This is a genomic window from Xanthomonas sp. NCPPB 901 (assembly GCF_056725085.1).
The window spans coordinates 1-25081 of the sequence record NZ_CM161511.1 but is presented as its reverse complement, the minus strand read 5'-3'; the positions used below and the strand labels follow the sequence as shown (position 1 = coordinate 25081).

Genomic DNA, 25081 nt, shown 5'->3' with positions numbered 1-25081 from the left:
CGCGCCGGCTCCGGTCCCCCCGGCCCCCACCCACCGCCACCGAACGAGTACCGCCGTGTCCTTCTTTGCAAACGTAGAACAGGTCCCAGGCGACCCGATCCTGGGCCTGACCGAGGCCTACAACGCCGACTCCCGCCCGACCAAGGTCAACCTGGGCGTGGGCATCTACTACGACGAAAACGGCCGCATCCCGCTGCTGCGCGCCGTGCAGCAGATCGAACAGCAGCTGGCGCAGGACGCCAAGCCGCGCGGTTACCTGCCGATCGACGGCCTGCCCGCCTACGACCTGGCCACCCAGAAACTGCTGTTCGGCGCCGAGTCGCCGCTGCTGGCCGCCGGCCGCGTCGCCACCTCGCAGACCATCGGCGGCAGCGGCGCGCTGCGCGTGGGCGCGGACCTGCTGAAGAAGCTGCTGTCCACCTCGACCATCGCCATCAGCAACCCGAGCTGGGAGAACCACCGCGCGGTGTTCACCGCCGCCGGCTTCGACGTGGTCGACTACACCTATTTCGATCCGGCCAGCCACGGCCTGAACTTCGACGGCATGCTCGCCGACCTGCGCGCGCTCACGCCCGGCAGCGTGGTGCTGCTGCACGCCTGCTGCCACAACCCGACCGGCGCCGACCTGAGCCAGGCGCAGTGGCGCACCGTGGCCGAGCTGCTGAAGGAACGCAACCTGTTCCCGTTCGTGGACATCGCCTACCAGGGCTTCGACAAGGGCATCGACGCCGACGCCTACGCGGTGCGCCTGCTGGCCGAGGTCGGCATCGACAACTACGTGGTCGCCAGCTCGTACTCCAAGTCGTTCTCGCTGTACGGCGAGCGCGTCGGCGCGCTGTCGGTGGTCTCGGCCAACGCGGCCGAGAGCAAGGCGGTGCAGTCGCAGGTCAAGCGCATCATCCGCACCATCTACTCCAGCCCGTCCACGCACGGCGCCGCGCTGGTCGCCGGGGTGCTCAACAGCCCGGAACTGCGCGCGATGTGGGAGCAGGAACTGACCGAGATGCGCGAGCGCATCCACGCCCTGCGCGCCGGCATGGTGCAGAAGCTGGCCGCCCTGGGCGCGCCGGAGTTCGGCTTCATCCAGCAGCAGGCCGGCATGTTCTCGTACTCGGGCCTGAGCAAGGCGCAGGTGGACCGGCTGCGCGAGGAGTTCGGCATCTACGCGGTCGGCACCGGCCGCATCTGCGTGGCCGCGCTGAGCCAGAAGAACCTGGACTACGTGACCCAGGCCGTGGCCACCGTGCACAAGGGCTGAGTGCCGCAGGCGAGGCCGCCGTCTGGCGGCCTGGATGCGGTCCGGCCAGGCCATCGCACCGGGAGCGCGCAAGCCTCCCGGTTTTTTGATGCCCGGCGGCCGGCGCGGCCGGCGGCTGGATCGCGCAGGCGGCGCTGTGCCGTAGGGCGCGCGATCGGCGATCGGGGCGCCGCGCGGCATGCTGTGCCACCTGCGCAGGCATGCCAGCGCAGATCACCCCGCGTGCCGTTGGAAATGGCCGATCAGCGCCGCCAGGTGCGGGGTCGCCACCCGTGCGGCGACATAGCCGTCCGGCCGCACCAACAGCCACTCGCCCGGGTGCGGTGCGTAGGCGTCGGCGAAGTGACCGTGCGCATCGCGCAGTTCCGCGGCGGAACCGATGATGTGCACGTGCAGGTCACGGCACGCGGGAGCGAGAGCGCGATCGGCGACATAGCCGAGCAGGGTCCAGTGGGTACCGCGCAGGACGTCGAACAGCCGCAGCGGCTGCCCGCCCGCACCGCGCAGGGGCGCGTCCGGCGCACGGTCGCCGGGCTGAATCCTGCGCTCGCCCGCGTCGGCCTGCAGCGACAACGACGAATCGCGGTAGTGCAGGTCGAGCTGCTGCACCTCGCGACCGCGCCGCTGGTCGCCGTGGCGGGCGCGATCGAGCAACCGCGTGGACAGGCCCAGCATCGCGGCGGCGATCGGCCGCCGCTCTTCTTCGTAGGTGTCGAGCAGGGCGGCCGGCGCGCCGCGCAGCACCGCGGCCAGCTTCCAGCCCAGGTTGTACGCATCCTGCGCGCTGGTGTTCAGCCCCTGGCCGCCGGTCGGCGGATGGATGTGCGCCGCATCGCCGACCAGGAACACGCGCCCGGCGCGGTAGCGATCGGCCAGGCGCGCGTTCATCTGGTACACCGAGGCCCAGCAGACGCGTTCGATCACAAGGTCCTCGCGGCCGGTGCGCGCGCGCAGCATGGCCGCCAGACCCGCGACCGACAGGTCCACCTCGTCGTCGGGCGGCACCGGCGCCTGCAGCTGGAACAGCGCTGTGCCCATCAGCGGGCACAGCGAAATGCGCCGCGCCGTGTCGTCCTCGTGGAAGGAATGCCAGGCCTCGCGCGGCAGCCCGTGCAGCACGATGTCGGCGACGACGGCGCGCGCGCCCAGAGTCTGGCCGGGAAAGCCGATGTCCAGCGTGCGGCGCACCGCACTGCGGCCGCCGTCGGCGCCGATCAGGTAGCGCGTTGCGATGGTCTGCTCGCCGGCCGGCGTGGCCACGCGCACGGCGACGCCCTCGGCGTCCTGCGCGACATCGAGCAAGGCGTGGCCGAACTCCACCTGGCGCCCCAGTTCCGACAGGCGCGCGCGCAGCACCGCTTCGGTCAGGAACTGCGGCACCATCAACGGGCTGCGGTACGGTTCGGCCGGGGTGGCGGGACCGCCTTCCACCACGACCGTGTCGACCCAGCTGCCGTCGGCGCGATGGGTGCGCAAGACCGGGTAGAGGCCGCCGGCGGCGAACAGTCGGTGGATCAGGCCCATGTCCTCGAACATCTCCTGGCTGCGCGGCTGGATGCCCTTGCCGCGAGAGCCGGGGAAGGGCTGGTCGCGCTGTTCCAGCAGCCGGAACGCGACACCGCGGCGGGCCAGTTCGATCGCCAGGGTCAAACCGGCCGCGCCGGCACCGCAGATCACCACCTCGGGGGACATCGTCATCGCTGCAGGCTCCAAAAATGTGCAAAATGCACTCAACTGGAGAGAACGATATGCCCACCGATAAGAAGGTGCAAGATACACATATTTCGCCCGAACTGAAGTCGCTGCACCTGTCCATGGTCGGCATCGCCAGCGTGATGAACCGCCCGCGCAACGACGCGCGGCTGCTGGAAGAAGCCGGCGTGACCCTGGACCAGGCGCTGTTCCGGCTGCTGGTGGTGATCGAGCGGTTCGGGCCGATCGGGGTGGTGGACCTGGCCGAGCGCCTGGGCCGCGACTACACCACCATCAGCCGCCAGGTCGCCAAGCTGGCGGCGATGGCGCTGGTCGAGCGCCGCGGCAACGCGCAGGACCGGCGCCTGCGCGAGGCCACGGTCACCCCCAAGGGCAAGGACATGACCGACCGTCTGGATGCGGCGCGCGAGCGCATCGGCCGGCGGATCTTCGCCTCCTGGGCGCCGCAGGACGTGACGGATCTGGTGCGGCTGATGGCGAAGTTCGCCGCCGCCCTCGAAGCCGGCGAGCGCACGCCATAGCGGCACGCGCGCGTCGGCCGCTACGCGGCGTTTCGACGCGCGCGCATCACGGCGCATCGAAATCCGCGGCGCAACCCGCGACAATGGCGGTCCCCTTCTCACGCAAGGCCGTCCTGCCCATGTCGCGAACGTCGCTGACCCGCTTCCTGATCGAAGAACAGCATGCCGGGCGTATCGGCCCGGAACTGCGCCAGCTCATCACGATCGTGTCCCGCGCCTGCAAGCGCATCTCCATCGCGGTCAGCAAGGGCGCGCTGGGCGGCGTGCTCGGCGATGCCGGCACCGGCAACGTGCAGGGCGAGGCGCAGAAGAAGCTGGACGTGCTCAGCAACGACATCCTGCTCGAGGCCAACGCCTGGGGCGGCCACCTCGCCGCCTGCGCCTCGGAAGAGATGGACCACAGCCAGCCGGTACCCGACAAGTACCCCAGCGGCGATTTCCTGCTGCTGTTCGATCCGCTGGACGGCAGCTCCAACATCGACGTCAACGTCTCGGTCGGCACCATCTTCTCGGTGCTGCGCGCGCCGCCGGGCACCGACAAGCCCGGCGATGAGCACTTCCTGCAGCCGGGCACCGCGCAGGTCGCCGCCGGCTACTGCATCTACGGCCCCAGCACGATGCTGGTGCTGACCCTGGGTCACGGCACCCACGCCTTCACCCTGGAGCGCGAGGAGGGCAGCTTCCTGCTGACCCAGGCCGACATGCGCATCCCCGAGGACACCGCCGAGTTCGCGATCAACATGTCCAACCAGCGCCATTGGGAAGCGCCGATGCAGCAGTACGTGGCCGACCTGCTCGCCGGCAGCGAAGGCGTGCGCGGCAAGAACTTCAACATGCGCTGGATTGCCAGCATGGTCGCCGACGTGCACCGCATCCTCACCCGCGGCGGCATCTTCATCTACCCGTGGGACAAGAAGGACCCGGGCAAGGCCGGCAAGCTGCGGCTGATGTACGAAGCCAACCCGATGGGCATGCTGGTGGAGCAGGCCGGCGGCGCCGCCAGCACCGGCCGCGCACGCATCCTCGGCCTGCAGCCGGAACAGCTGCACCAGCGCGTGCCGGTGTTCCTCGGCTCCAGGAACGAAGTGGCCGAGGCGGTGCGGTATCACCTGGAGCACGACAGCCGCCAAGGCTGAGTGTGCGGTGGTGCGACAGTCGTGCGTCCGGGCGATCCCGGACGATGACGGCTGTCGCCAGCGCTGCCGTATAGTCGGCGTGGCATCGCCGCATCGCCGCATCGCCGCATCGCCGCATCGCCGCGGTGGGTGCAAAGGGGAGGCCGCTGCAGGCGGCGTGGTGCGACTCGGCGAGATCGTTCTGGAACGGCAACCGTCGCTCCAGGGTGGCGTCTCGGCTCGAGCGTTGCGTTGTCGCGATGGCGCCGATGCCGGTAAAGAACTCAAACAGGGAAAGTGCAATGAAACGTGTCTTCGGGCTGCTGCTGCTGCTCGTCTCGGGTGTCGCCTGTGCCGACACCACGCAACAAGGGAAGATCACCCGCGTCGTGGTCGAATCCAACTACGCCTCGGTCTGGCTGGAGAACCAGCCGACCAACAACGAGTGCGCCTCGGACGGGCGCTGGGTGATCGATTTTTCCGCGGATACCATCGCCAAGGAGAAGTACTCGGCCATCCTCTCCGCCGCCACGTCCAGGACCCAGGTCGTGCTGCAGTTCACGACCAGCGAGGGCTGTGGCGGCTTCGGCGCGAAAAAGATCCACTACGTCGATCTGCTGTACTGATCGCGCACGCTCGCCGCGCCCCTGGGCGGGTGCGCGGCGATACGGCAGGATGCGACGACCGCGCCGAACAAGGAGGTTCCCGATGCGTTGGTGCCTGATGCTGGTGGTGGTGGTGTGGAGCGGCCTGCTGTCGGCGGCCGAACCCTTTCGCATGCAGAACCTGAGGCTGCTGCAGCCCGACTCGGTGATGCGCGAGCGTGCCGAGAACGTCGAAGCGCTGGCGGCGTATGTGAAGGCGCTGAACGCCGCGGCGTCGCGCGAACTGGCGCGGGTCGGCACGCCCCGGCCTGCCGCCGGCTTCGTGGCGGTGGCCGTCCGCCCCGGAGGCCGTTCCAGGATCTGGCTGGATCTGGCACCCGCACTTCCCGATGCGGCGGCGAACACGTTGGTCACGGCACTGGAGCGCGTGCCGCCGTTCCAGGCCAAGGGCGGTGTGGTGGTGTTCGCGCTCGACGTCACCCTGTGGGACGCGCCGCCGACCGAGCGCCAAGGTCCATCGCCAGCGGCCTGGCAGCGTGCCGCCGAAGGCGAGCAGTCGCCGATGGAGGTCGGCGCCCTGGTCGATCGGGTCTGGCCAGCGAGTGCGGCGCACTGAGGTCGCCTCCAGGCCTTCGCTTGCATCCTGTTGGATGACAGATCCGTCCGCCGCGACGTCCCCCTGATGTGCACCGCCGCCGCTGCGTCCGCGGTTGCCTGGCGCAGTGGCTGCGGTAGGGTAGCGGCAGTGTGGCGGCCCGCGCGAGCGCGACGACCGCCGGCGGTCGTCGCGTGCACCTGGTCGTACCGGGCGGGAGGAACCCCATGAACCAGACCCTCGTCGTGCTGTTCTTCTTCGCCACCGCCCCGGTCGCGCTGATGCCTACCGTCATCGCGCTGTTCACCCGTCACCGCTGGCGGCGGCGGATCGTGCTGATCAACCTGGCGCTGTGGACGCTGCTGTTCTTCGCCGCCCGCAGTTTCACCCTGTACAACTCCAGCCGCTTCGAACTGCCCACGCTGCTGGCGCTGGCGGTATGGCTGGTGCTGCTGGGCATCGCGATCCGCGGCAACCCTGCGCCCCCGTAGCCACCGGCACCACCCGCGCGGGCGATCTGGTCGACGCGCGATCGCGGGTCAGGGCAGATTCCAGTGGCGGCGTTCTGCCGAGGATCCCGAAAAGGCGTGCCGGCACCCTCCAGACCGCCGCCAGCAGGGCCGTGATCTGTGCAAGGTCAATCCGTCCGCGCCGCCGCGGCCCTGATCATGATCGCCGTGGGACGCGCCGGGCGCGACCGCGGCGGGCGAACGAATACCCCCGCGACGACGCGCCCGGATGCATCGCCTCCCGCACACGCTGGCATCGACGCGACGCCCGCTGTCGCATCCGGCGTCGCCCATGGCTGCGGCGGCGCGGAATCGCTGGTAAGGTCGCGCGATGTCCGACACGCATCCCGATTTCATCGAAGTATTCGAGGGCGCCATGTCCCGTGAGGACTGTGCGGTCATCCTGCGGCGCCTGCGCGGCAGCACCCAGTTGCGGCCCGGCGAGGTCGGCAGCGGTGTGTTTCCCGAGCTCAAGCGCAGCCGCGACCTGCGCATCAGCGGCCTGGAGCCGTGGCGCGACGTGGAGGAGCGATTGCAGCAAGCGGTGTTCGGCGGGCTGCTCGGCTACCTGCGCAAGTACCCGCAGACGCTGATCTCGCCGCTGATGCTGCAGGTGCCTGGCGCCGACGGCCAGCCGCACCGGCTCAGCGCCGAGGATTTCGCCCTGCTCGACGACGCGGCGCTGTCCAACCTGGTGCGCACCTGCCTGCGTCCGGGCGCGATCAACCTGCAGTGGTACCAGGCGGGCGAGGGCGGCTATCCGTACTGGCACTGCGAACTGTACCCGCGCGATCCCGGTGCCGAGACCCTGCACCGGCACCTGCTGTGGACCCTGTACCTCAATGACGATTTCGAGGAAGGCGAAACCGAGTTCCTGTTCCAGCGCCGCAAGATCGCCCCACGCGCCGGCAGCCTGCTGATCGCCCCGACCGCCTTCACCCACACCCACCGCGGCAACCGCCCGCAACGCGGCGACAAGTTCATCGCCACCAGCTGGATCCTGTTCCAGTCGGCGCAGGCGCTGTACGGCCGGGAGTAGGGAATGGGGAATGGGGAGTCGTCAAAGCGGCGTTCCTGACAGTTGGAGTGCGATGGCGGCGGGCGCGCCGTGCCGCGTTTACGACTCCCCAATCCCGACTCCCCAATCCCCGCTCAAAACAACTCGCCCTGCGGCGATGGCGGTCGTGGCGGCAGCGGTTTGACGAAGCGGCTGCAGTCCAGTTGCCGGCGTGAGAACGCGGCGTAGCCCAGCCGCTTGTGCGCCAGCGCGAAGCGCCGCGCCAGCAGGTCGGCGTACACGCCTTCGCCGCGCATGCGCTTGCCGAAGGTACTGTCGTAGTCCTTGCCGCCGCGCAGTTGCTGCACCGTGCTCATCACGTGCGCGGCGCGGTCGGGATGGTGCGCCTGCAGCCAATCGCGGAACAGCGGCGCCACTTCGTGCGGCAGGCGCAGCAGCACGTAGCCGGCCGATTCGGCGCCGGCGTCGCGGGCCGCCTCCAGCACCGCTTCCAGCGCGTGGTCGTTGATCCAGGGGATCACCGGCGCCACCATCACCCCGACCGGCACCCCGGCTTCGTGCAGGGTGCGCATGGCGCGCAGCCGCGCATGCGGGGCCGACGCGCGCGGCTCCAGCCGGGCCGACAGCCGCGGGTCCAGCGAGGTCACCGAGAAATGCACGCTGACCAGGTTGTCGCGGGCCAGCGGCGCCAGCAGGTCCAGGTCGCGCTCGACCAGCGCGTTCTTGGTGATCAGCGAGAACGGGTGGCGGGTCTCGGCGAACACCTCGATCAGGCGCCGGGTCAGCTGCAGCTTGCGTTCGATCGGCTGGTAGGCGTCGGTGTTGATGCCCAGCGCGATCGGGCTGGGCACGTAGCCCGGCTTGGCCAGTTCGCGGCGCAACAGTTCCGGCGCATTGGTCTTGGCGAACAGCCGCGTCTCGAAGTCCAGCCCCGGCGACAGGTTCAGATAGGCGTGGCTGGGACGGGCGAAGCAGTAGCTGCAGCCGTGCTCGCAGCCGCGGTAGGGGTTCACCGACTGCGAGAAGCCCACGTCCGGCGACTGGTTGCGGCTGATGATGCTGCGCGCGGTCTCCTCGCTCACCTGCGTGCGCAGGCGCGGTTCGGCGAATTCCTCGCTGTCGTCGGGATGCCAGCCGTCGTCCTCGGCCTGGCTGACGGTGCGTTCGAAGCGGCCGGGCAGATGGCTGCCGGCGCCGCGGCCCTTGATGGCGGTGCTCATCGGCATAGGCTACGCGCCGACCGTCTCGGCGGATGCGACGGCGCCTGCCGCCGCACTGAATCTTTCAGGCCGACGCATGCGGCATCGCCGGGGCCGCAGCGGACGCAGGCAGCGAACGCGTCGGCAGCGCCGCCGCCCGCCGCGCCACATCGCCGCCGCGGCTTGTCGAATCGGAATCTCGCCACGGGCGCGCGCGAACGCCGACACCTTGGCGTCACGCGGTTGCCGCCAACGCGTGTCATACCCCTTGCATTCCTGCGCTGGTCGGCGGTGCGGGTCGCGTCGGCACGCTAGGCAGCTGCGCGGGCGATCCGACCGGTCACGGACGCCGGGCCGGCAGCGCGTTCGCCGCAATCGCCACGCCACCCTCTAGAATCCGTCGATGCTCGTGATCGCAACTCTGCAGAACACCTGGGACCGGCTGACCGGCATCCCGCACATCGGCGCCTATCTCACCGCCGCCTACCTGCTGTACATCCTGTGGCTGAGCGGCTGGATCGTGCTGCAGAAGCGCGAACCGGCGGCGACGCTGAGCTGGGTGCTGTCGCTGGCCGCCTTGCCCTACCTGGGCTTCATCATCTACTACCTGCTGGGCCCGCAGAAGGTGAAGCGGCAGCGCCTGCGCCGCGGCCGCTCGCGCTCGGGCATGGAGCACTACAGCAGCGTGTGCCCGCCGGACGCCGACTGCACGGAGCTGGCCAAGATCGCCCAGGCCACCACCGGCCTGGCGCCGAGTTCGGCCACCGCCGTGCAGTGGCTGGTCGACGGCGCGGCCACCTACGAGGCGATCGTGCGCGACATCGGCGCCGCGCAGCACCACGTGCATCTGGAGTACTACATCTTCAATCCCGACCGCACCGGCACGCGCATCCGCGACGCGCTGGTCGAACGCGCCCGCGCCGGCGTGCGGGTGCGCCTGCTGCTGGACGCGGTCGGCTCCTCGCAGGTGCGCAAGCGCTTCCTGCGGCCGCTGCTGGAGGCCGGCGCCGAGGTGGCCTGGTTCCATCCCACCCAGTTGCTGCGGCCGTTCAAGTTCAAGCGGCCCTGGGTCAACTTGCGCACCCACCGCAAGATCGTGGTGATCGACGGCCGCATCGCCTTCACCGGCGGCATCAACGTCACCGACGAAGAGAACGAGGCACTGCGCGCCGATGCCTACCGCGACCTGCACCTGCGCTGCGAAGGCCACGTGGTGCGCAGCCTGCAACTGGTGTTCGTGGAAGACTGGCTGTACGCCACCCGGCAGGGCCGCGACGCCTTCGACATGGCGCGGATCTGGCCCAGCGACATGCCCAGCCGCGCCGACGGCACGATCCAGGCGCAGGTGCTGGTGTCGGGGCCGGATTCGTCGTGGGAGAGCATCCACCGGCTGCAGGTGGCGGCGATCTACGAGGCGCAGCGGCGGGTGTGGCTGGTCACGCCGTACTTCGTGCCTGGCGAGGCCGCGCGCATGGCGCTGACCTCGGCGGCGCTGGGCGGGCTGGACGTGCGCCTGCTGGTGCCCAAGCGCAGCGACTCGCGGCTGGTGACGCTGGCCGCGCGCTCGTACTTCGACGAACTGCTGCAGGCCGGGGTCCGGATCTACGAGTACGGCCCGCGCATGCTGCACACCAAGGCGCTGGTCACCGACGAGGACCTGTGCCTGGTCGGCAGCGCCAACTTCGACAACCGCAGTTTCCGGCTCAATTTCGAAGTGGCCACGCTGTTCCGCGACCGTGGGCTGACCCGGCAACTGACCGAGTTGCTGGAGGGCGAGATGGCCAACGCGGTGCGCGTGCGCGACGACCGCAAGCGCTCGCTGTGGCGCTACCGGCTGCCGGAGGCGGTGGCGCGGCTGACCTCGCCGCTGCTGTAGCCGCGGCCGGCGCGGCGCCCCTGCACCCGGGCTGCGCGGCGCCACGTGGAACCGGCACGCCCGCCGGCGCTACACTGCGCCATCCTTGGGGAGATCGTCATGTACTGGCTCTTTCTGCCGCTCGCGCTGGGTGCGTTCGTTCTGGCGTTCACGACGCCGCACATGTGGTTGCTGGTGGTGAGCCTGCTGGCCGCCCTGGCCTTCCTGCTGGCCTGGGCGCGCGGCTGGTACGTGGCCAAGATCGGCGACGCCAGCCAGCGCGACGCGATGCCGATGATCGATCCGGCCGAACTGCGCCGGCTGCGCGAGCAGGCCGAGGCGCGCCGCGCCGCGGCCGCCGCCAGCGACGACGCCGCGGCGCCGTAAGCGGCGCCGGCGATGACCAAGCTCAGCGTCAACGTCAACAAGATCGCGGTGCTGCGCAATTCGCGCGGCGGCGACCTGCCCAGCGTGCTCGAGGCCGCGCGCGCCTGCCTGGACGCCGGCGCGCACGGCATCACCGTGCACCCGCGCCCGGACCGGCGCCACATCCATGCCGAGGACGTGCTGGCGCTGGCCGCATTGACCGGCGAGCGCGGCGTCGAATTCAACATCGAGGGCAACCCGTTCGCGCCGCCGCGGCCCGGCTATCCGGGGCTGATCGCCCTGTGCGCGCAGGCGCGCCCGGCGCAGGCCACCCTGGTCCCGGACAGCGACGGCCAACTGACCTCCGACCACGGCTTCGACTTCGGCCGCGACAGTGCGCGCCTGCGCCCGCTGATCGCCGAACTGAAGGCGCTGGGCTGCCGGGTCAGCCTGTTCGTGGATGCCGACAATCCCGACCTGGCGGTGGCGGCCGAACTGGGCGCCGACCGCATCGAGCTCTACACCGGCCCCTATGCCGCCGCGTGGGAGCAGGGCGACAGCGCCGCGGCAGCGCCGTTCGCCGCCGCCGCACGCCGCGCGCAGGCGGCCGGGCTCGGCGTCAACGCCGGCCACGACCTGGCCCAGGCCAATCTCGGCGCGTTCCTGGCGACGGTGCCGCAGGTGCTGGAAGTGTCGATCGGCCACGCACTGATCAGCGAAGCCCTGTACGCCGGGCTCGATGCCACGGTGAAGGCGTATCTGGCGGTGCTGGCCGGCGTCCGCTGAGCGAAGCCGACAGCGCGGGGCAGGCGCTCCCCTGGGAATCCTGCGCTCTTCGCAGGCGCAGCGGTCGCGATCCGCGAGGGGGGCCGCGATCCGCGCAATCCGATCAACGTGCGTCTTGCGCCCTCCCAAGCGGAGCGACGCGAGCAGTGCCTGTGCGCACGACGCCACCGGCGACGATGGCGTCGCATCGCGGGGCGCCTGTTACTGCACGAAGCCGATGCGCTGTACGTCGGCGTTCTTCGCCGCCGCCAGCACCTTGGCCATGGCATCGTAGTCCGCATCCGGGCTGGCATCGATGCGCAACTCAGGCGGATTGTCGCTGGCCTGCGCCATCGCCTCCTGCAGGCGTGGCTGCAGATCGCGCAAGGGCAACGGCGCGGCGTTCCAGAACAACTGACCCGAGGCGTCCAGGCGCAGCTGGATCGGGTCGGGCGGCGGCAACGGCCGCGATGGCGCGGTGGTGTGCTGCGGCAGGTCCATGGTGATCGTCCGCGTCAGCATCGGTGCGGTGACGATGAAAATGATCAACAGCACCAGCATCACATCGACCAGCGGGGTGACATTGATCTCCGCCAGCGGTCCCCGATTCCCTGCAGCACTGAACGCCATGGCCAGCCTCCTGTGGGTGTGGTGTCGCGCCACCAGCCTACACCCGTGCCGCAGCGGTGCGCGAGGGGCGGCGACGAGGATGGCGTCGGCTCGCAGGCTCGCGGCGGCGGGGAACGGGCAGGGCCGCCCGGTCGGAGGACATCCGCGGATCCGGCGGATCGGGCGGTGCGTCGCTCCGCCGCGTTCGACCGCAGGCGTACCGGGCAAATGCAGCCGCACCCACGCGTGCATAAAAAAACGCCACCGTTGCCGGTGGCGTTTGCAGTCGCGTCATGACTGAGGTATTGCGGTAAAGCGTATTGCGTTGAAGCTTATTGCTGCACGAAGCCGATCTTCTTCATGTCCGAGTTCTTGGCGGCGGCCAGCACCTTGGCCATCACTTCGTACTCGGAATCCGGATTGGCGTCGATGCGCAGTTCCGGCTGGTTGGTCGGATCGCGCTGGACTTCGTTTTCCATCATCTGCGGGAGCGCACTCACCGCCACCGGGCTGTTGTTCCAGAACACCTGGTTCGACGCATCGATCCGCAGATCGATCGGCGGCGGCGGATCGCGCAACTGCGGCGGCGGGTTGATGACCCGCTGCGGCAGATCCACGTCGATCGGGTAGGTCATGATCGGCGCGGTCACGATGAAGATGATCAACAGCACCAGCATCACGTCGACCAGCGGCGTGACGTTGATGTCGGCCATGGGACCACGGCCGCCTCCTGAGCTGAACGCCATGGCTCAGTTCCCCTTCTCTTTGGTCGCAACGAAGCCGACGTCCAGCATGCCCTGACCCTGCGCGATCTTGGTGATCTCGTTGATCGTGCGCATCTTGGTGGTGCGGTCGCCACGCAGGTTGAGCGGCGGCTGCGGGGTCTGCTGTGCAGCGGTCGAGAAGCGCGACTCCAGGGTTTCCTTGGAGATCGGCTCATCGTTCCAGTACAGCGACCCGTCTTCCTTGACCGCCAGCGTGATCGGATTCGAACGCTTGTCGTCCTTGTCCGGATCCTGCTTCAAGTTGGCTTGGGGCAGATCCACCTTGACCTTGTGGGACATCAGCGGTGCCGTGATGATGAAGATGATCAGCAGCACCAGCATCACGTCCACGAGGGGCGTGACGTTGATGTCGGCCATGGGGCCGCCGCTGTTTCCACTACTGAAAGCCATAACGGGCTCCGTTAACGTTGCGTGGACGACTTAGCCGGGATCAGCGAACGCGCGAGCCGGTGGCGAAGAAGTCGTGCAGGTCGTGCGCGAAGGTGTCGAACTTGGCGATCACCGAGCTGTTGACCTTGCTGAAGAAGTTGAAGGCGAACACGGCCGGGATCGCGACGAACAGACCGATCGCGGTCATGATCAGCGCTTCACCCACCGGGCCGGCCACGGCGTCGATCGAGGCGGAGCCGGTGGCACCGATCTTGATCAGCGCGCCGTAGATGCCCCACACGGTACCCAGCAGACCGACGAACGGCGCGGTCGCACCGACGGTCGCCAGCAGGGTCATGCCCGACTGCAGCTTGGTGCTTTCGCGGGTCACGGCCTGACGCAGGGCGCGGTCGACGAACTCCGAACGGCTCAGGCTCTCGCCCAGGCCGGTGCCGGTGCCGGCTTCGGCGCGCTGGTGGTGCGCGGCGGCCTGCGCAGCGTCCAGGGCGATCTTCGAGAACGGCTCGGAGGCCGGCTGCTCTTCCATCGCACGGATGGCGTCCTGCGCGTTCGGGGTGTCCCAGAACAGGCTGGTGACGCGGTCGGCCTGGCTCTTCAGGCGGGTGGCGCGGAAGATGTTGATGATCGTCCAGTACCAGGACGAGGCGGACATGATGATCAGGGTGATGAGCACCACCCAGGAGACGGCGAAGTCACCCGGCTTGGAGGTCATTTCGGTGATCAGGTGCTCGAAGCCCATCTGCGACAGGGCGTTCGATGCGTTGTTGCCCCCCGCAGCAGCGGCGATGAAAATTTCCTGCAGCATGACGCTTACCTTTGTTGTGTGTGGTGGTGATGAGGGTGGTGCAAAGAGTAGACAGGCCGTGCGGACCGGCGGTGCGCCGGCCCGCGGACCTTTGTATCAGTTCAGCGCGAAGTTGACCGGGACGCGGACGCGGCCGGCGGTCTTCTGTCCATTGACGACAGCGGCATTGAACCGCCACTTGCGCGCTGCTTCCATGGCGGCGCGGTCCAGGTCGCGGTTGCGGCTGGATTTCTCGACGGCAACGTTCGTGACGTTACCACTGGCATCGACATCGATGATCAAGATCACTTCACCCTGCGCGCCCGACCGGAATGCAGCCGGCGGGTACTTCGGCGGGTTCATGTTCTTCGACGAGATATCGACGCTAGCGCTGATGTCGGACGGTGCGGCCGGCGGCGCGGGCGGCGACGGCGGCGTGGCGATGTCGTTCGGGCGCGGCTCCGGCACGTCGATCACCGGGGCTTCCGGCGGCGGCGGCAGCGGGGTCGGCTTCGGCGGCGCCAGGTTCTTCACCGGCGGCGGCGGGGTCTCCGGCGGCTTCGGCGGCGGCGGCGGCGGCGGGGGAGGCGGCGGCGGTGCGTCCACCAGGGTGACCATGATGTTGCGTTCCTTCTCCGCGACCGCCTTGGGCGCCACGGCCGGAATCAGCAGCAACATCAGCGCTGCGAGGTGCAGCGCGATTACGAAGGCAATACCGATGATGCGCGGCCAGCTGAGGCCGGAGGCGTCATCTTTGTCGTAATGCCGATGGATGACCAATTGTTCCGTCATGCGCCAATGACTCGATTAAAGGGGGGCGGATTTCGCTGGGGAGCGGAACCCAAGTTCACGCGGTGATGACACCGCAGGAACCTCCAAGCTTATACCAATCCCTGTTACCTGCACTACTTTCAGCACTGGTCTTCGGGGGCTTTTTTTGCGTGCTACTTCAGGTTGATGATCTTATTCGCGTCTTCGGGCTTTTTGACGCCCTTGGCCAGCGCCTGCTGGGCCGCCTGCTTGGCTTCGGCGACACGGCCTTCCGAATGCAGCACCTTGGCCAGGTTGAGATAGGTCTCGCCGTCCTTGGACAGCGGCGCGGCCTTCTGCCAGTTCTCGATCGCCTGCGGCAGCTGGTCGGTGTAGTAGTACGACTGCGCCAGCGCCAGGTAGGTCTGGTAGTCCGGCTTCAGAATGCCCTTCTGCATGCCTTCGTTGATGACCGCGATGACGTCCTTCTCGTGGCCCTCGGTGTTGGCGTAGATCGAGTACAGCTGCTTGTATTCCTTCTCGTCGGTCAGCTGACCGGCAGCACGCAGCTTGTCCATCACCGCCGCGGCCTTGTCCATCTGGTCGGCCTGCATGTACATACTGGCCAGGTTGAGCTGGGCCTTCTTGTCGTTGGGCGACTTGGCGGCCAGCGCCTCGGCGGCCTTGACCGCTTCGCCGGTCTGGCCGGCTTCGGCGTAGGACGCCATCAGCAGCTGGTTCCAGCTGTCCTTCGGATCCGGCGATGCGGCGATCGCCTGCTTCAGCGCCGGGATCGCTTCCTGGTAGCGCTGCGCCTGGTACAGCGCCTGGCCCTTGAGGATCAGGTCTTCCGGGCGAGTCGACTTGGACTCGGCGAGGAACTTGTCCAGCGTGGCCAGGCCTTCGGCGGTCTGGTCGTCCTGCAGCTGCAGCTGCGCCAGCATCAGCATCGACTGGAAGTGGCCGTTGTTGTCCAGGCCGTTGAGCTGGATCGCCTGCTTCAGGTACGCCTGCGCGGCCTTGCTGTCGTCGAGGTTGTAGGCGGCCTGCGCGGCCAGCTGCGCGGCGACCGACTTGTCGTAGTCGTTGGCACCGCCGTTGGCCAGGATCTCGTCGGCCTGGGCGCGCACCGACGCGTAGTCCTCGCCCTTGTTGTAGGTGTCGATCAGCTTCTGCAGCTTGCTGCCCACCTTGGAGGACGGCTTGCCGTTGGGCTCCTTGCGGTCGGCATTCGGAAACAGCACCGCCGCCTTCTCGTTCTTCGCGTTGCGCGAGGAGCGATGGTCGGTGCGATCGCTCTGCGCAGCGGCATCGGTCACCACCGCGCCACCGAGGGCGGAGGCGATCACCAGGGACAACAACGCTTGCTTGCGGATGCGGAATTTCATGGGTCACCTCGGTGGAAACCGCCCGGAGCGGCACGGAAGACGGAGCGGCCATCCCTCGGCCGAGCCAGCAAACCTATCAGAAACCTGTACGCCGTGAAAACGTTTTTGGATGCGTTTTCTGTGACAGTGCCGACGACAGGCGCGGGGACGACGGCCGGCTCAGCCGCACTTGGGCGTCCTGCCGGCGCTGCGCGCCTGCGCGTACACCGGTTCGAGCGCGGCGACGTCGCGCTGCAGCTCGCCGATGCGGGCACTGGGATCGGGGTGGGTGGAGAGCCATTGCGGCGGACGTTGGCCGCCGGCGGCCATCATGTTCTTCCACAGGTCCACCGCCTGCGCCGGATCGAAACCGGCCTGCGCCATCAGACGCTGGCCGACCACGTCCGCCTCGGTTTCCTGCTGGCGCGAACCCGGCAGCAGGAACAGCGTCTGCGCGGTCATGCCGCCGACCTGGCCGATGGTGTCGGCCGCGCCCTGGCCATAGCGTGCGCCGGCCAGGGCGCCGATCACGCTCAGCCCCGCCTGCGCGCCGAGCTGGCGGGTGATGCGTTCTTCGTGATGGCGCGAGATGACGTGGCCGATTTCGTGGCCAAGCACGGCGGCGAGCTGGTCCTGGTTCTTGGCCACGCTGAAGATGCCGCTGTTGACCCCGACCTTGCCGCCGGGCAGGGCGAACGCGTTGGGTTCCTTGTCGTTGAACAGCGCGGTTTCCCAGCCGGTGCCGCGCCATTGCGCGGGCAGCTGCGCGACCAGCGCGTTGACCACGCAGCGCACGTAGGCATTGCGCTTGGGATCGGTGTCCAGCGGTTCCTTGGCCTTGGCTTCGGCGAACGCCTGCGCGCCCATCTGGTCGAGTTGTTGCTGCGAAATGCCCCCCACGACCTGGGTGCGCCCGGTTGGCGACGTCGTCGTCGCACATGCTGCCAGCAGCATCGCGAGCGATGCGCCAAGTACCCCTTGCTTCATACGGTCCCCCCTCCTAACACGCGTCGCAGTGTGGGGTGACGCGTCTTAACATTTCGTCAAACAAACCTTCAGGTTGCGCCAAACCAGTACAGTCCGGCGACCGCGATGGCATTGTTGAGCCCGTGCGCGGCGATCGGCGCCCACAAGGTGCCGGTGCGCTTGTACAGCCAGGCGAACGCGACGCCCATGCCGCCGTAGACCAGCCACAGCTGCGCGGTCTCGGCCAGGCCGTTGCCGGTGGTCCCGGGCACCTCGTGCACCAGGGCGAAGGCGGCGCCGCTGAGTAGCATGCCCAGCCGCGGCCGGCCCGCATCCCACAGCCGCCCGAACAGCACGCGGCGGAACAGCAGTTCCTCGTAGGCCGGCGCGATCAGCACCGCGAACACGCACAGGAACAGCGGCATCTGCGCCATCGCCTCCTGCATCAGCGGCAGGTTGGTCGGCACCGGCTTGACGCCGATCTGCGCCGACACCGCGGAGATCGCCGCGCTGCCGACGAACACCCCGACCGCGACCAGCAGCACCCAGCCCCAGGTCGACGGCGTGCGCGCGGCCTGCCACGAGGCACGGCGCTCGGCGGCGCTGGCCGGACGCCGCAGGAAGTACAGCAGCAGTGCCGCGGACAGGGTACTGACCAGCGCGATCAGCAGTTGCGCCAGCGCCCCGGGCTGGCCGACCTGCTGCGCGACCAGCGTGGCGAGGCGATCGGCGGGAATGCCCTGCGCCTTCAGCTGCATGGCCAGCTGGAAGCCGCGCAGCACGCCCCAGACCAGGCCGCACAGCACGCTCACCGCCAGCAGCACCACCGCCGCCAGCAGCACGTCGAGGAAGAAACCGAGGATCGGCCGGCGCGGACGGGTCGGCGCCGGCGGGGAGGACAAAGACAGCGGAGCGGCGGGCAACGGCGGCGGTGCGGTCATCGCGGTCCTGCGCGGAAGCGGGCGGAAGGCACGGAGGGCAGCCGGCCCCGGCACGGGCCGGGGCGGCCGCCGCCGCGGTCAGATGTCGAGGTTGGCGACCTTCAGCGCGTTCTCCTCGATGAAGTCGCGGCGCGGTTCGACCACGTCGCCCATCAAGGTGCTGAAGATCTGGTCGGCGGCAACCGCGTCCTCGATGCGCACCTGCAGCAGGCGGCGCGTATCGGGATTCACCGTGGTCTCCCACAGCTGCTCGGCGTTCATTTCGCCCAGGCCCTTGAAGCGCTGGATCTGGCGGCCCTTCTTGGCCTCCTCGAACAGCCAGGCGTAGGCCTGGGCGAAGCTGGTGATCGCCTGGGTCTTGTTGCCGCGCACGATCTGCGCGCCCTCGCGCACCAGCCCGTTCAGCGCCAGCGCGACCTCGCGCAGCGGCCGCAGCTCGCCGCTCTCGAACACCGCCATCGGCAACACGTAGGTGGTTTCCTCGCCCATGTGCCGGCGCTCGACCAGCAGGGTGGCCGGGCGCTGCGCGTTGGCCGGCTGGAAACGCAGGCTGTAGCGGGCCGAGCCCAGGCTGCCGCGGTTGAGCACCGCCTGCAGCGCCTCCAGGCTCGGATGCGCCTCGCCCTCGGCCTCGAGCTGGGCCACGTCCAGCGGCGGCAGGTCGATCAGCGCGCTCAGCAGCGCCGGGTCGTAGCGGTGCGCATTGCGCGCCACCGCCTCGTTGGCGCTGGCGAACAGCAGCAGCAGCTTCTCCAGCGCTGCGCCGGTGATCGGCGGCTCGTTGCTGGCCGGGACCAGCGCCGCGCCTTCGACCGCGCTGCTGGCCAGGTAGGCGTTGAGCGCGTTGTCGTCCTTCAGGTACAGCTCCTGCTTGCCCTGCTTGAGCCGGTACAGCGGCGGCAGGCCGATGTAGACGTAGCCGCGCTCGATCAGCTCCGGCATCTGCCGGTAGAAGAAGGTCAGCAGCAGGGTGCGGATGTGCGCGCCGTCGACGTCGGCGTCGGTCATGATGATGATGCGGTGGTAGCGCAGCTTGTCCGGGTTGTACTCGTCGCGGCCGATGCCGGTGCCCAGCGCGGTGATCAGCGTGCCGACCTGGTCGGAGGACAGCATGCGGTCGAAGCGCGCGCGCTCGACGTTGAGGATCTTGCCGCGCAGCGGCAGCACCGCCTGGTTCTTGCGGTTGCGGCCCTGCTTGGCCGAGCCGCCCGCCGAGTCACCCTCGACGATGAACAGCTCCGACAGCGCCGGGTCCTTTTCCTGGCAGTCGGCCAGCTTGCCGGGCAGGCCGGCGATGTCCAGCGCGCCCTTGCGGCGGGTCAGGTCGCGCGCCTTGCGCGCGGCCTCGCGGGCACGGGCGGCATCGACGATCTTGCCGGCGATGGCCTTGGCCTCGTTGGGGTTCTCCTGCAGGAACTCCTCCAGACGCGCGCCGAAGGCGTTTTCCACCGCCGGGCGCACGTCGGAACTGACCAGCTTCTCCTTGGTCTGGCTGGAGAAGCTCGGATCCGGCACCTTGACCGACAGCACCGCGATCATGCCTTCGCGCATGTCGTCGCCGGTCAGGTTGATCTTGGCCTGCTTGGCGATGCCGTTCTGTTCGATGTAGGTGTTGAGCACGCGGGTCAGCGCGCCGCGGAAGCCGGCCAGGTGGGTGCCGCCGTCCTTCTGCGGGATGTTGTTGGTGAAGCAGTACATCGTCTCCTGGTAGGAGTCGGTCCACTGCAGCGCCACGTCCACGGTGATGCCGTTGTGCTCGCCGGTGACCGAGATCACGTTCGGGTGCAGCGGGGTCTTCAGCTGCGCCAGGTGCTCGACGAAGCTGCGGATGCCGCCCTCGTAGTGGAAGTCGTCGCGGCGGCCCTCGCCGCGCTCGTCGGCGAGCACGATCTTGACCCCGGAATTGAGGAAGGACAGCTCGCGCAGGCGCCGGGCCAGGATGTCGTAGTGGAATTCCACGTTGTTGTGGAAGGCCACCACCGACGGCCAGAAGCGCACGGTGGTGCCGCGCTGGGTGGTCTCGCCCAGTTGCTTGAGCGGCGCCACAGCCGCGCCGTTGCTGAATTCCTGCTGGTAGTGGAAGCCGCCCTGGAACACGTCCAGCAGCAGCTTCTCCGAGAGCGCATTGACCACGCTGACGCCCACGCCGTGCAGGCCGCCGGACACCTTGTAGCTGTTGTCGTCGAACTTGCCGCCGGCATGCAGCACGGTCATCACCACCTCGGCCGCCGAGACCTCGCGGCCGAGCTTGGCGCTCATCTGCGCGTGCTTGCCGACCGGGATGCCGCGGCCGTTGTCGGACACCGACACCGAACCGTCGGCGTGGATGGTCACCGTGACATGGTCGGCGTGCCCGGCCAGGGCTTCGTCGATGGAGTTGTCGACGACCTCGAACACCATGTGATGCAGGCCGGTGCCGTCATGGACGTCGCCGATGTACATGCCGGGCCGCTTGCGGACCGCCTCCAGCCCTTCCAGGGCGGTGATGCTGTTGGCGTCGTAGTTGCCGTTGCTTGCCGGGGTGTTCTGTTCGTCGGTCATTGCGCGTGCCGTAGGCTCCACGAGGCGGCGAAGACGGGCCGGGGCCGGTTCGCGCCGCTGGATAGGGGATTGGTGGAAATTATAGCAGCCCGGGCCGCCCGGCCCGCGGCGGCCTAGGAAACGGCCAGGATCTGGCCATGTTCCACGTGGAACCGAGCGATCGGCAGCGTGGTATCGGCCAGCGCCTGCGGGGTTTCGGTGGCGGTGACGAAGACCTGCGCCGGCCCGGCACGCAGCCGCTCCAGCACCCGGCCCTGATGGTGGCGGTCCAGTTCAGAGGCCAGGTCGTCCAGGGCGATCACCGGCCATTCGCCGCGTTGTTCGGCGTAGTCCTCGGCCTGGGCCAGCAGGCAGGCCAGGGCGGTGAGCTTGGCCTGGCCGCGGGACAGGGCGTCGCGGCCGGGAATCTCGGCGAAACTCAGGCTCCAGTCGGCACGATGCGGGCCGGCCGAGGTATAGCCCAGCTGCCGGTCGCGCTCGCGGTTGAGCAACAGCGCATCGGCCAGGGACACCTCCTGGCGGCGCCAGCCGGGCGCGAACTGCAGATGGGAGATGCCTAGCGCCGGCGCCAGACCCGGGGCGAGCGCGAGCAGGCGGTGCAGCAGCCGATCCAGGTAGTCCTGGCGCCGCGAGGTCAGCGGCTCGCCGGACTCGGCCAGTTCGTGATCCCAGGCGTCGAGCGCCGCGCCGCTGCCGCCGCTCTTGAGCAGGGCGTTACGCTGCTTGAGCGCGCGGGCATAGCGCCGCCACAGCGACAGGAAATCAGGTTCCACGTGGAACAAGCCCCAATCGATGAAGCGGCGGCGGGGCTCGCCACCGCCGCTGACCAGCAGATGGCTGCCCGGCTCGAAGGTGACCACCGCGAGCGCTGCGCACAGCGTGCCGAGATGCGCGACGTCTTGGCCATCGAGACGTCCACGCCAGTCTTGGCCGCTGTGGCGCAGTCCGGCGCGACGCCGACGCGGCGTGCCTGCGTCGCCCGCCTGTTCCTGCCATTCGACGAAGACGTCCAGCGCTTCCTGACCCTGGCTGACCAGTCCATCGCGCACACGACCGCGGAAGCTGCGGCCGTAGGCCATCAGGTGCATGGCTTCGAGGACGGTGGTCTTGCCGGCGCCGTTGTCGCCGGTGATCAGGTTCAGCCCGGGCGCGGGCGCCAGCTCGAGCGACGCGAACCGGCGAAGGTGATGGAAATCGAGGCGGGAGACGTGCATGCGGGGATAGAGGCGAAGGCGCTCGCACCGGGCGCACGCAGATCGGGGTTGAGGGCAGGGCGGCAGCATACTCAAAACGACCGTCAGGCGTTGGTAGGGCAGCCATGTTCGGGACCCAGCCACTGCGTGGCCTGCCGCGATGCCTACGGAGGCGGCCGGGCGGGCCATCGGACGCGGGCGGAAGACGTGCGCGAAAGCAGAGGACGCCGGGGAGTAAAGGCGCGCTGCGTCGCGGCTTCTTCCCGTCGATCGTCAGCCCGAGGCCCCTGGCGGCTCGAATGCCACTCGCTTCGCGGGCGATGCTGCGGCCATCCGGGGCGCGGTGGGCTTCCCTCGACGGCATATCCGTGCCTGTTGGATCTGCATCAACCGTCCTAGCCGGCATGAACTTGCGTACTGCGGCGGTTTCCAGGCTTCCTGGCACGGCAAAAAAAGAAAACCCGGCACAAGGCCGGGTCGCTTTTCGCGCGTGTTCCACGTGGAACACGAAACGAGGATGTCAGAGACGCAGCGGCATCACGACGTGGCGCGAGCGGGCGCTGCTGGCTTCGCGAACGAGGGCGGAGGAGTTGGCGTCGCGCAACTGGATCACCACGAACTCCTCGCGCAGCGCGGACAGCGCGTCGAGCAGGTAGTTCACATTGAAGCCGATCGCCAGGTCGCTGACCTTGGTGTCCGCTTCGACTTCTTCCTGCGCTTCTTCCTGCTCCGGGTTGTGCGCGCTGATCTTCAGCTGGCCCGGGGAGACTTCCACGCGCACGCCGCGGTACTTCTCGTTGGACAGGATCGCCGCACGCTGCAACGCCGCGCGCAGGATTTCGCGATCCAGCTTGACCTCACGGTCGGCCCCGATCGGGATCACCGCTTCGTAATCGGGGAAGCGACCGTCGATCAGCTTGGAGGTGAAGGTGACATCGTCGCGCTTGACCCGCACGTGCGCGCGGCCGACTTCCAGCTCCACTTCGCGCTCGCCGCCCTCCAGCAGGCGCTGCAGCTCGGTCACGCCCTTGCGCGGCACGATGATCTGGCGCTTGGCGCCGCCGGCGTTCTCCAGCTCGGTCTCGCACAGCGCCAGGCGATGGCCGTCGGTGGCCACGCAGCGCAGGGTCTGGTCGCGCAGGTCGAACAGCAGGCCGTTGAGGTAGTAGCGCACGTCCTGCTGCGCCATCGCGAAGGCGGTGCGCTCGATCAGTTCCTTCAATGCGGCTTCCGGCACCACCACGCGCTCGGTGGCTTCCACTTCGTCGACGGACGGGAAGTCGTTGGCGGGCAGCGTGGCCAGGGTGAAGCGGCTGCGCCCGGCCTGCACGGTGATCTTGTCGCCGGACTGGGACACGGTGACCTTGCTGCCGTCGGGCAGGGCACGCACGATCTCGAACAGCTTGCGCGCCGGGATCGTGGTTTCGCCGTCCTGGGCATCGTCGACCGCAATGCGCGAGACCATTTCCACTTCCAGGTCGGTACCGGTCAGCGACAGCTGGCCGCCGTGCACCTGCACCAGGAAGTTGGCCAGAACCGGCAAGGTCTGGCGGCGTTCGACCACATTGACGACTTGCGCCAATGGCTTGAGGAAGGCTTCGCGCTGCAGTGTGAAACGCATGTGGTTCCGTGCCCCTATGCTTTAAAAGATGTGGAATAAATCAAAAGCTTGGTGGTGATGGTAGAGCGAAATTCGGTGCAAATGTAGCTCAAGCCACTGAAAACAAAGAATTTTTAACGCTCCCAATCCCGTGTACTACTTCCCCGGAACTGGTGGGGAAACCTGTGGATAGTTTTGCCGTCGCCGCCGCGTCGCGCGTTATCCACAGTTTCTCCCGGATTTGTCGCGAAGTCATGCACCGATTTATCCGGCGCCCTCCGCAGCGGCCGTCGCACTACTCGCTGAGCTTGCGGATCAGCTTGTCCCAGTCCTCGCGCAGCTTGCCGTCGGTCTCCATCAGATGCTTGATCTGCCGGCAGGCGTGCAGCACGGTGGTGTGGTCGCGCCCGGCGAACGCGTCGCCGATTTCCGGCAGGCTGTGTTCGGTCAGCTCCTTGGTCAGCGCCATCGCCACCTGCCGCGGCCGTGCCAGCGAGCGCGTGCGCCGCTTGGACAGCAGGTCCTTGATCTGCAGGCCGTAGTAGTCGGCCACGGTCTTCTGGATGTTGGGGATGCCGATCGCCTGCTGCTGGGCGCGCAGCAGGTCGCGCAGGGTCTCCTGGGCGAACTCGGTGGTGATCGCGCGGCCAGTGAAGTTGGCGCGCGCCGCCAGCGTGTTGAGCGCCCCTTCCAGGTCGCGCACGTTCGAGCGCATCTTCTTGGCGATCAGGAACGCCACGTCGTCGGGGATCTCGGCACCGCGCTCGCGCGCCTTGGCCAGCACGATCGCCGCGCGCGTCTCGAAATCCGGCGGGTCGATCGCCACCGACAGGCCCCAGGCCAGGCGCGACTTCAGCCGCGGCTCCAGGCCCTCGACCTCGCGCGGATAACGGTCGCAGGTCAGGATGATCTGCTGGCGGCCGTCGAACAGCGCGTTGAAGGTGTGGAAGAACTCTTCCTGGGTGCGGTCCTTGCCGGCGAAGAACTGGATGTCGTCGATCAGCAGCGCGTCCACCTGCTGGAACTGGCGCTTGAACTGGTCCATGGTCTTGTCCTGCAGCGCACGGATCATCGCGCTGAAGAACTGTTCCGAGCGCAGGTACATCACCCGCGCGTTCGGATTCTGCTCGCGCATGGCATTGCCGGCGGCGAACATCAGGTGGGTCTTGCCCAGGCCGGTGCCGCCGTACAGCAGCAGCGGGTTGTGCGCACGGTCGCCGGGCTTCTGCGCGGCCTGCACCGCCGCGGCCAGGCCGAGCTGGTTGCTGCGGCCTTCGACGAAGTTGGCGAAGGTGTAGTGCGAATCGAGGTTGCCGGCGAACGGCTCCAGCAACGGCGGCGCCGGCGTGCGCGCGGCCGCCGGATCGCTGGCGGGTGCCGCGGCCGGTTCCGGCGCGCGCGGGCGCGAGCCGACCTGCAGCAGCACCTCGCCGCTGCCGGCGAAGTAGGTCAGCAGCTCGCGGATGCGCGGCAGGTAGCGATCGCGTACCTGCTCGACGATGAAGGCGTTCGGGGCGTAGAGCACCATGCTGTTGTCATGGCGCTGTTCGGCTTGCAGCGGTTTCAACCAAGTGTGAACGTCCTCGGCTGGAAATTCGGCTTCCAGACGTTCCAGGCAACGGGGCCAAGCATCCAT

General features: G+C 68.6%; 24 protein-coding genes. 10 read left to right on the top strand and 14 right to left on the bottom strand.

Annotated features, from left to right (window positions below; all coding sequences use genetic code 11):
• Positions 1 to 55 precede the first annotated feature (55 nt).
• The gene (locus AC1PME_RS00120) at positions 56 to 1258 is read left to right on the top strand and encodes an amino acid aminotransferase (RefSeq protein WP_307547475.1); all 1203 of its coding nucleotides are present in this window, start codon (positions 56 to 58) and stop codon (positions 1256 to 1258) included.
• A gap of 213 nt (positions 1259 to 1471) precedes the next feature.
• On the opposite strand, the gene AC1PME_RS00115 is transcribed toward AC1PME_RS00120, so the two are convergent.
• Positions 1472 to 2956, bottom strand: a complete 1485-nt coding sequence (locus AC1PME_RS00115) for an FAD-dependent oxidoreductase (protein WP_481096926.1) — start codon at positions 2954 to 2956, stop codon at positions 1472 to 1474.
• 50 nt (positions 2957 to 3006) lie between these two features.
• On the opposite strand from AC1PME_RS00115, the gene AC1PME_RS00110 reads away from it, so the two are divergent.
• The 6 genes from AC1PME_RS00110 (at position 3007) to AC1PME_RS00085 (ending at position 7355) form a co-directional block, all read left to right on the top strand.
• On the top strand, positions 3007 to 3492 hold the full coding sequence (locus tag AC1PME_RS00110) for a MarR family winged helix-turn-helix transcriptional regulator (RefSeq protein WP_307547471.1): 486 nt from the start codon (positions 3007 to 3009) through the stop codon (positions 3490 to 3492).
• A 119-nt stretch (positions 3493 to 3611) separates the two neighbouring features.
• Positions 3612 to 4628, top strand: coding sequence for a class 1 fructose-bisphosphatase (locus AC1PME_RS00105; RefSeq protein ID WP_481096925.1), 1017 nt, complete (start codon positions 3612 to 3614; stop codon positions 4626 to 4628).
• Positions 4629 to 4909: 281 nt separating this feature from the next.
• The gene (locus tag AC1PME_RS00100) at positions 4910 to 5233 is read left to right on the top strand and encodes a hypothetical protein (RefSeq protein ID WP_307547468.1); all 324 of its coding nucleotides are present in this window, start codon (positions 4910 to 4912) and stop codon (positions 5231 to 5233) included.
• Between the two features lie 82 nt (positions 5234 to 5315).
• Positions 5316 to 5828, top strand: coding sequence for a hypothetical protein (locus tag AC1PME_RS00095; protein WP_481096924.1), 513 nt, complete (start codon positions 5316 to 5318; stop codon positions 5826 to 5828).
• Positions 5829 to 6034: 206 nt separating this feature from the next.
• Positions 6035 to 6298, top strand: coding sequence for a hypothetical protein (locus AC1PME_RS00090; protein WP_254459712.1), 264 nt, complete (start codon positions 6035 to 6037; stop codon positions 6296 to 6298).
• Between the two features lie 349 nt (positions 6299 to 6647).
• Entirely contained in the window at positions 6648 to 7355 is a 708-nt protein-coding gene (locus AC1PME_RS00085) for a 2OG-Fe(II) oxygenase (protein ID WP_254459711.1), read from the top strand.
• Between the two features lie 113 nt (positions 7356 to 7468).
• Here the strand turns inward: AC1PME_RS00085 and AC1PME_RS00080 are convergent, their stop codons facing one another.
• On the bottom strand, positions 7469 to 8554 hold the full coding sequence (locus AC1PME_RS00080; protein WP_254459710.1) for a PA0069 family radical SAM protein: 1086 nt from the start codon (positions 8552 to 8554) through the stop codon (positions 7469 to 7471).
• Positions 8555 to 8936: 382 nt separating this feature from the next.
• Here AC1PME_RS00080 and cls point away from each other — a divergent pair, with 382 nt between their 5' ends.
• The 3 genes from cls (at position 8937) to AC1PME_RS00065 (ending at position 11540) form a co-directional block, all read left to right on the top strand.
• A complete protein-coding gene (gene cls / locus AC1PME_RS00075) occupies positions 8937 to 10409 on the top strand; it encodes a cardiolipin synthase (protein ID WP_481096923.1) in 1473 nt (490 codons plus the stop codon).
• A gap of 99 nt (positions 10410 to 10508) precedes the next feature.
• A complete protein-coding gene (locus AC1PME_RS00070; RefSeq protein ID WP_010340662.1) occupies positions 10509 to 10775 on the top strand; it encodes a hypothetical protein in 267 nt (88 codons plus the stop codon).
• A 12-nt stretch (positions 10776 to 10787) separates the two neighbouring features.
• Entirely contained in the window at positions 10788 to 11540 is a 753-nt protein-coding gene (locus AC1PME_RS00065) for a pyridoxine 5'-phosphate synthase (RefSeq protein ID WP_481096922.1), read from the top strand.
• 201 nt (positions 11541 to 11741) lie between these two features.
• Here the strand turns inward: AC1PME_RS00065 and AC1PME_RS00060 are convergent, their stop codons facing one another.
• The 12 genes from AC1PME_RS00060 to dnaA form a co-directional block, all read right to left on the bottom strand.
• Positions 11742 to 12149: an ExbD/TolR family protein gene (locus AC1PME_RS00060; RefSeq protein WP_254459707.1), complete on the bottom strand. Its 408-nt coding sequence runs from the start codon at positions 12147 to 12149 to the stop codon at positions 11742 to 11744.
• A gap of 311 nt (positions 12150 to 12460) precedes the next feature.
• On the bottom strand, positions 12461 to 12874 hold the full coding sequence (locus AC1PME_RS00055) for an ExbD/TolR family protein (RefSeq protein ID WP_010340665.1): 414 nt from the start codon (positions 12872 to 12874) through the stop codon (positions 12461 to 12463).
• Between the two features lie 3 nt (positions 12875 to 12877).
• Positions 12878 to 13303: an ExbD/TolR family protein gene (locus tag AC1PME_RS00050; protein WP_254459706.1), complete on the bottom strand. Its 426-nt coding sequence runs from the start codon at positions 13301 to 13303 to the stop codon at positions 12878 to 12880.
• A 40-nt stretch (positions 13304 to 13343) separates the two neighbouring features.
• The gene (exbB, locus tag AC1PME_RS00045) at positions 13344 to 14108 is read right to left on the bottom strand and encodes a TonB-system energizer ExbB (protein WP_254459705.1); all 765 of its coding nucleotides are present in this window, start codon (positions 14106 to 14108) and stop codon (positions 13344 to 13346) included.
• A gap of 96 nt (positions 14109 to 14204) precedes the next feature.
• Positions 14205 to 14879: an energy transducer TonB gene (locus tag AC1PME_RS00040; RefSeq protein ID WP_254459704.1), complete on the bottom strand. Its 675-nt coding sequence runs from the start codon at positions 14877 to 14879 to the stop codon at positions 14205 to 14207.
• 152 nt (positions 14880 to 15031) lie between these two features.
• Positions 15032 to 16225: a tetratricopeptide repeat protein gene (locus AC1PME_RS00035; RefSeq protein WP_481096921.1), complete on the bottom strand. Its 1194-nt coding sequence runs from the start codon at positions 16223 to 16225 to the stop codon at positions 15032 to 15034.
• A 159-nt stretch (positions 16226 to 16384) separates the two neighbouring features.
• Positions 16385 to 17191, bottom strand: a complete 807-nt coding sequence (locus tag AC1PME_RS00030; RefSeq protein WP_254459702.1) for a M48 family metallopeptidase — start codon at positions 17189 to 17191, stop codon at positions 16385 to 16387.
• Between the two features lie 68 nt (positions 17192 to 17259).
• Positions 17260 to 18111, bottom strand: coding sequence for a CPBP family intramembrane glutamic endopeptidase (locus tag AC1PME_RS00025; RefSeq protein ID WP_307547451.1), 852 nt, complete (start codon positions 18109 to 18111; stop codon positions 17260 to 17262).
• Positions 18112 to 18189: 78 nt separating this feature from the next.
• Entirely contained in the window at positions 18190 to 20652 is a 2463-nt protein-coding gene (gene gyrB / locus AC1PME_RS00020; RefSeq protein ID WP_254459700.1) for a DNA topoisomerase (ATP-hydrolyzing) subunit B, read from the bottom strand.
• 113 nt (positions 20653 to 20765) lie between these two features.
• Positions 20766 to 21866 (bottom strand): DNA replication/repair protein RecF, encoded by a 1101-nt coding sequence (recF, locus tag AC1PME_RS00015; protein WP_481096920.1) that lies wholly within the window; start codon positions 21864 to 21866, stop codon positions 20766 to 20768.
• Between the two features lie 499 nt (positions 21867 to 22365).
• Positions 22366 to 23466 (bottom strand): DNA polymerase III subunit beta, encoded by a 1101-nt coding sequence (gene dnaN, locus AC1PME_RS00010; protein WP_254459698.1) that lies wholly within the window; start codon positions 23464 to 23466, stop codon positions 22366 to 22368.
• 274 nt (positions 23467 to 23740) lie between these two features.
• Positions 23741 to 25081, bottom strand: a complete 1341-nt coding sequence (dnaA, locus tag AC1PME_RS00005; RefSeq protein WP_254459697.1) for a chromosomal replication initiator protein DnaA — start codon at positions 25079 to 25081, stop codon at positions 23741 to 23743.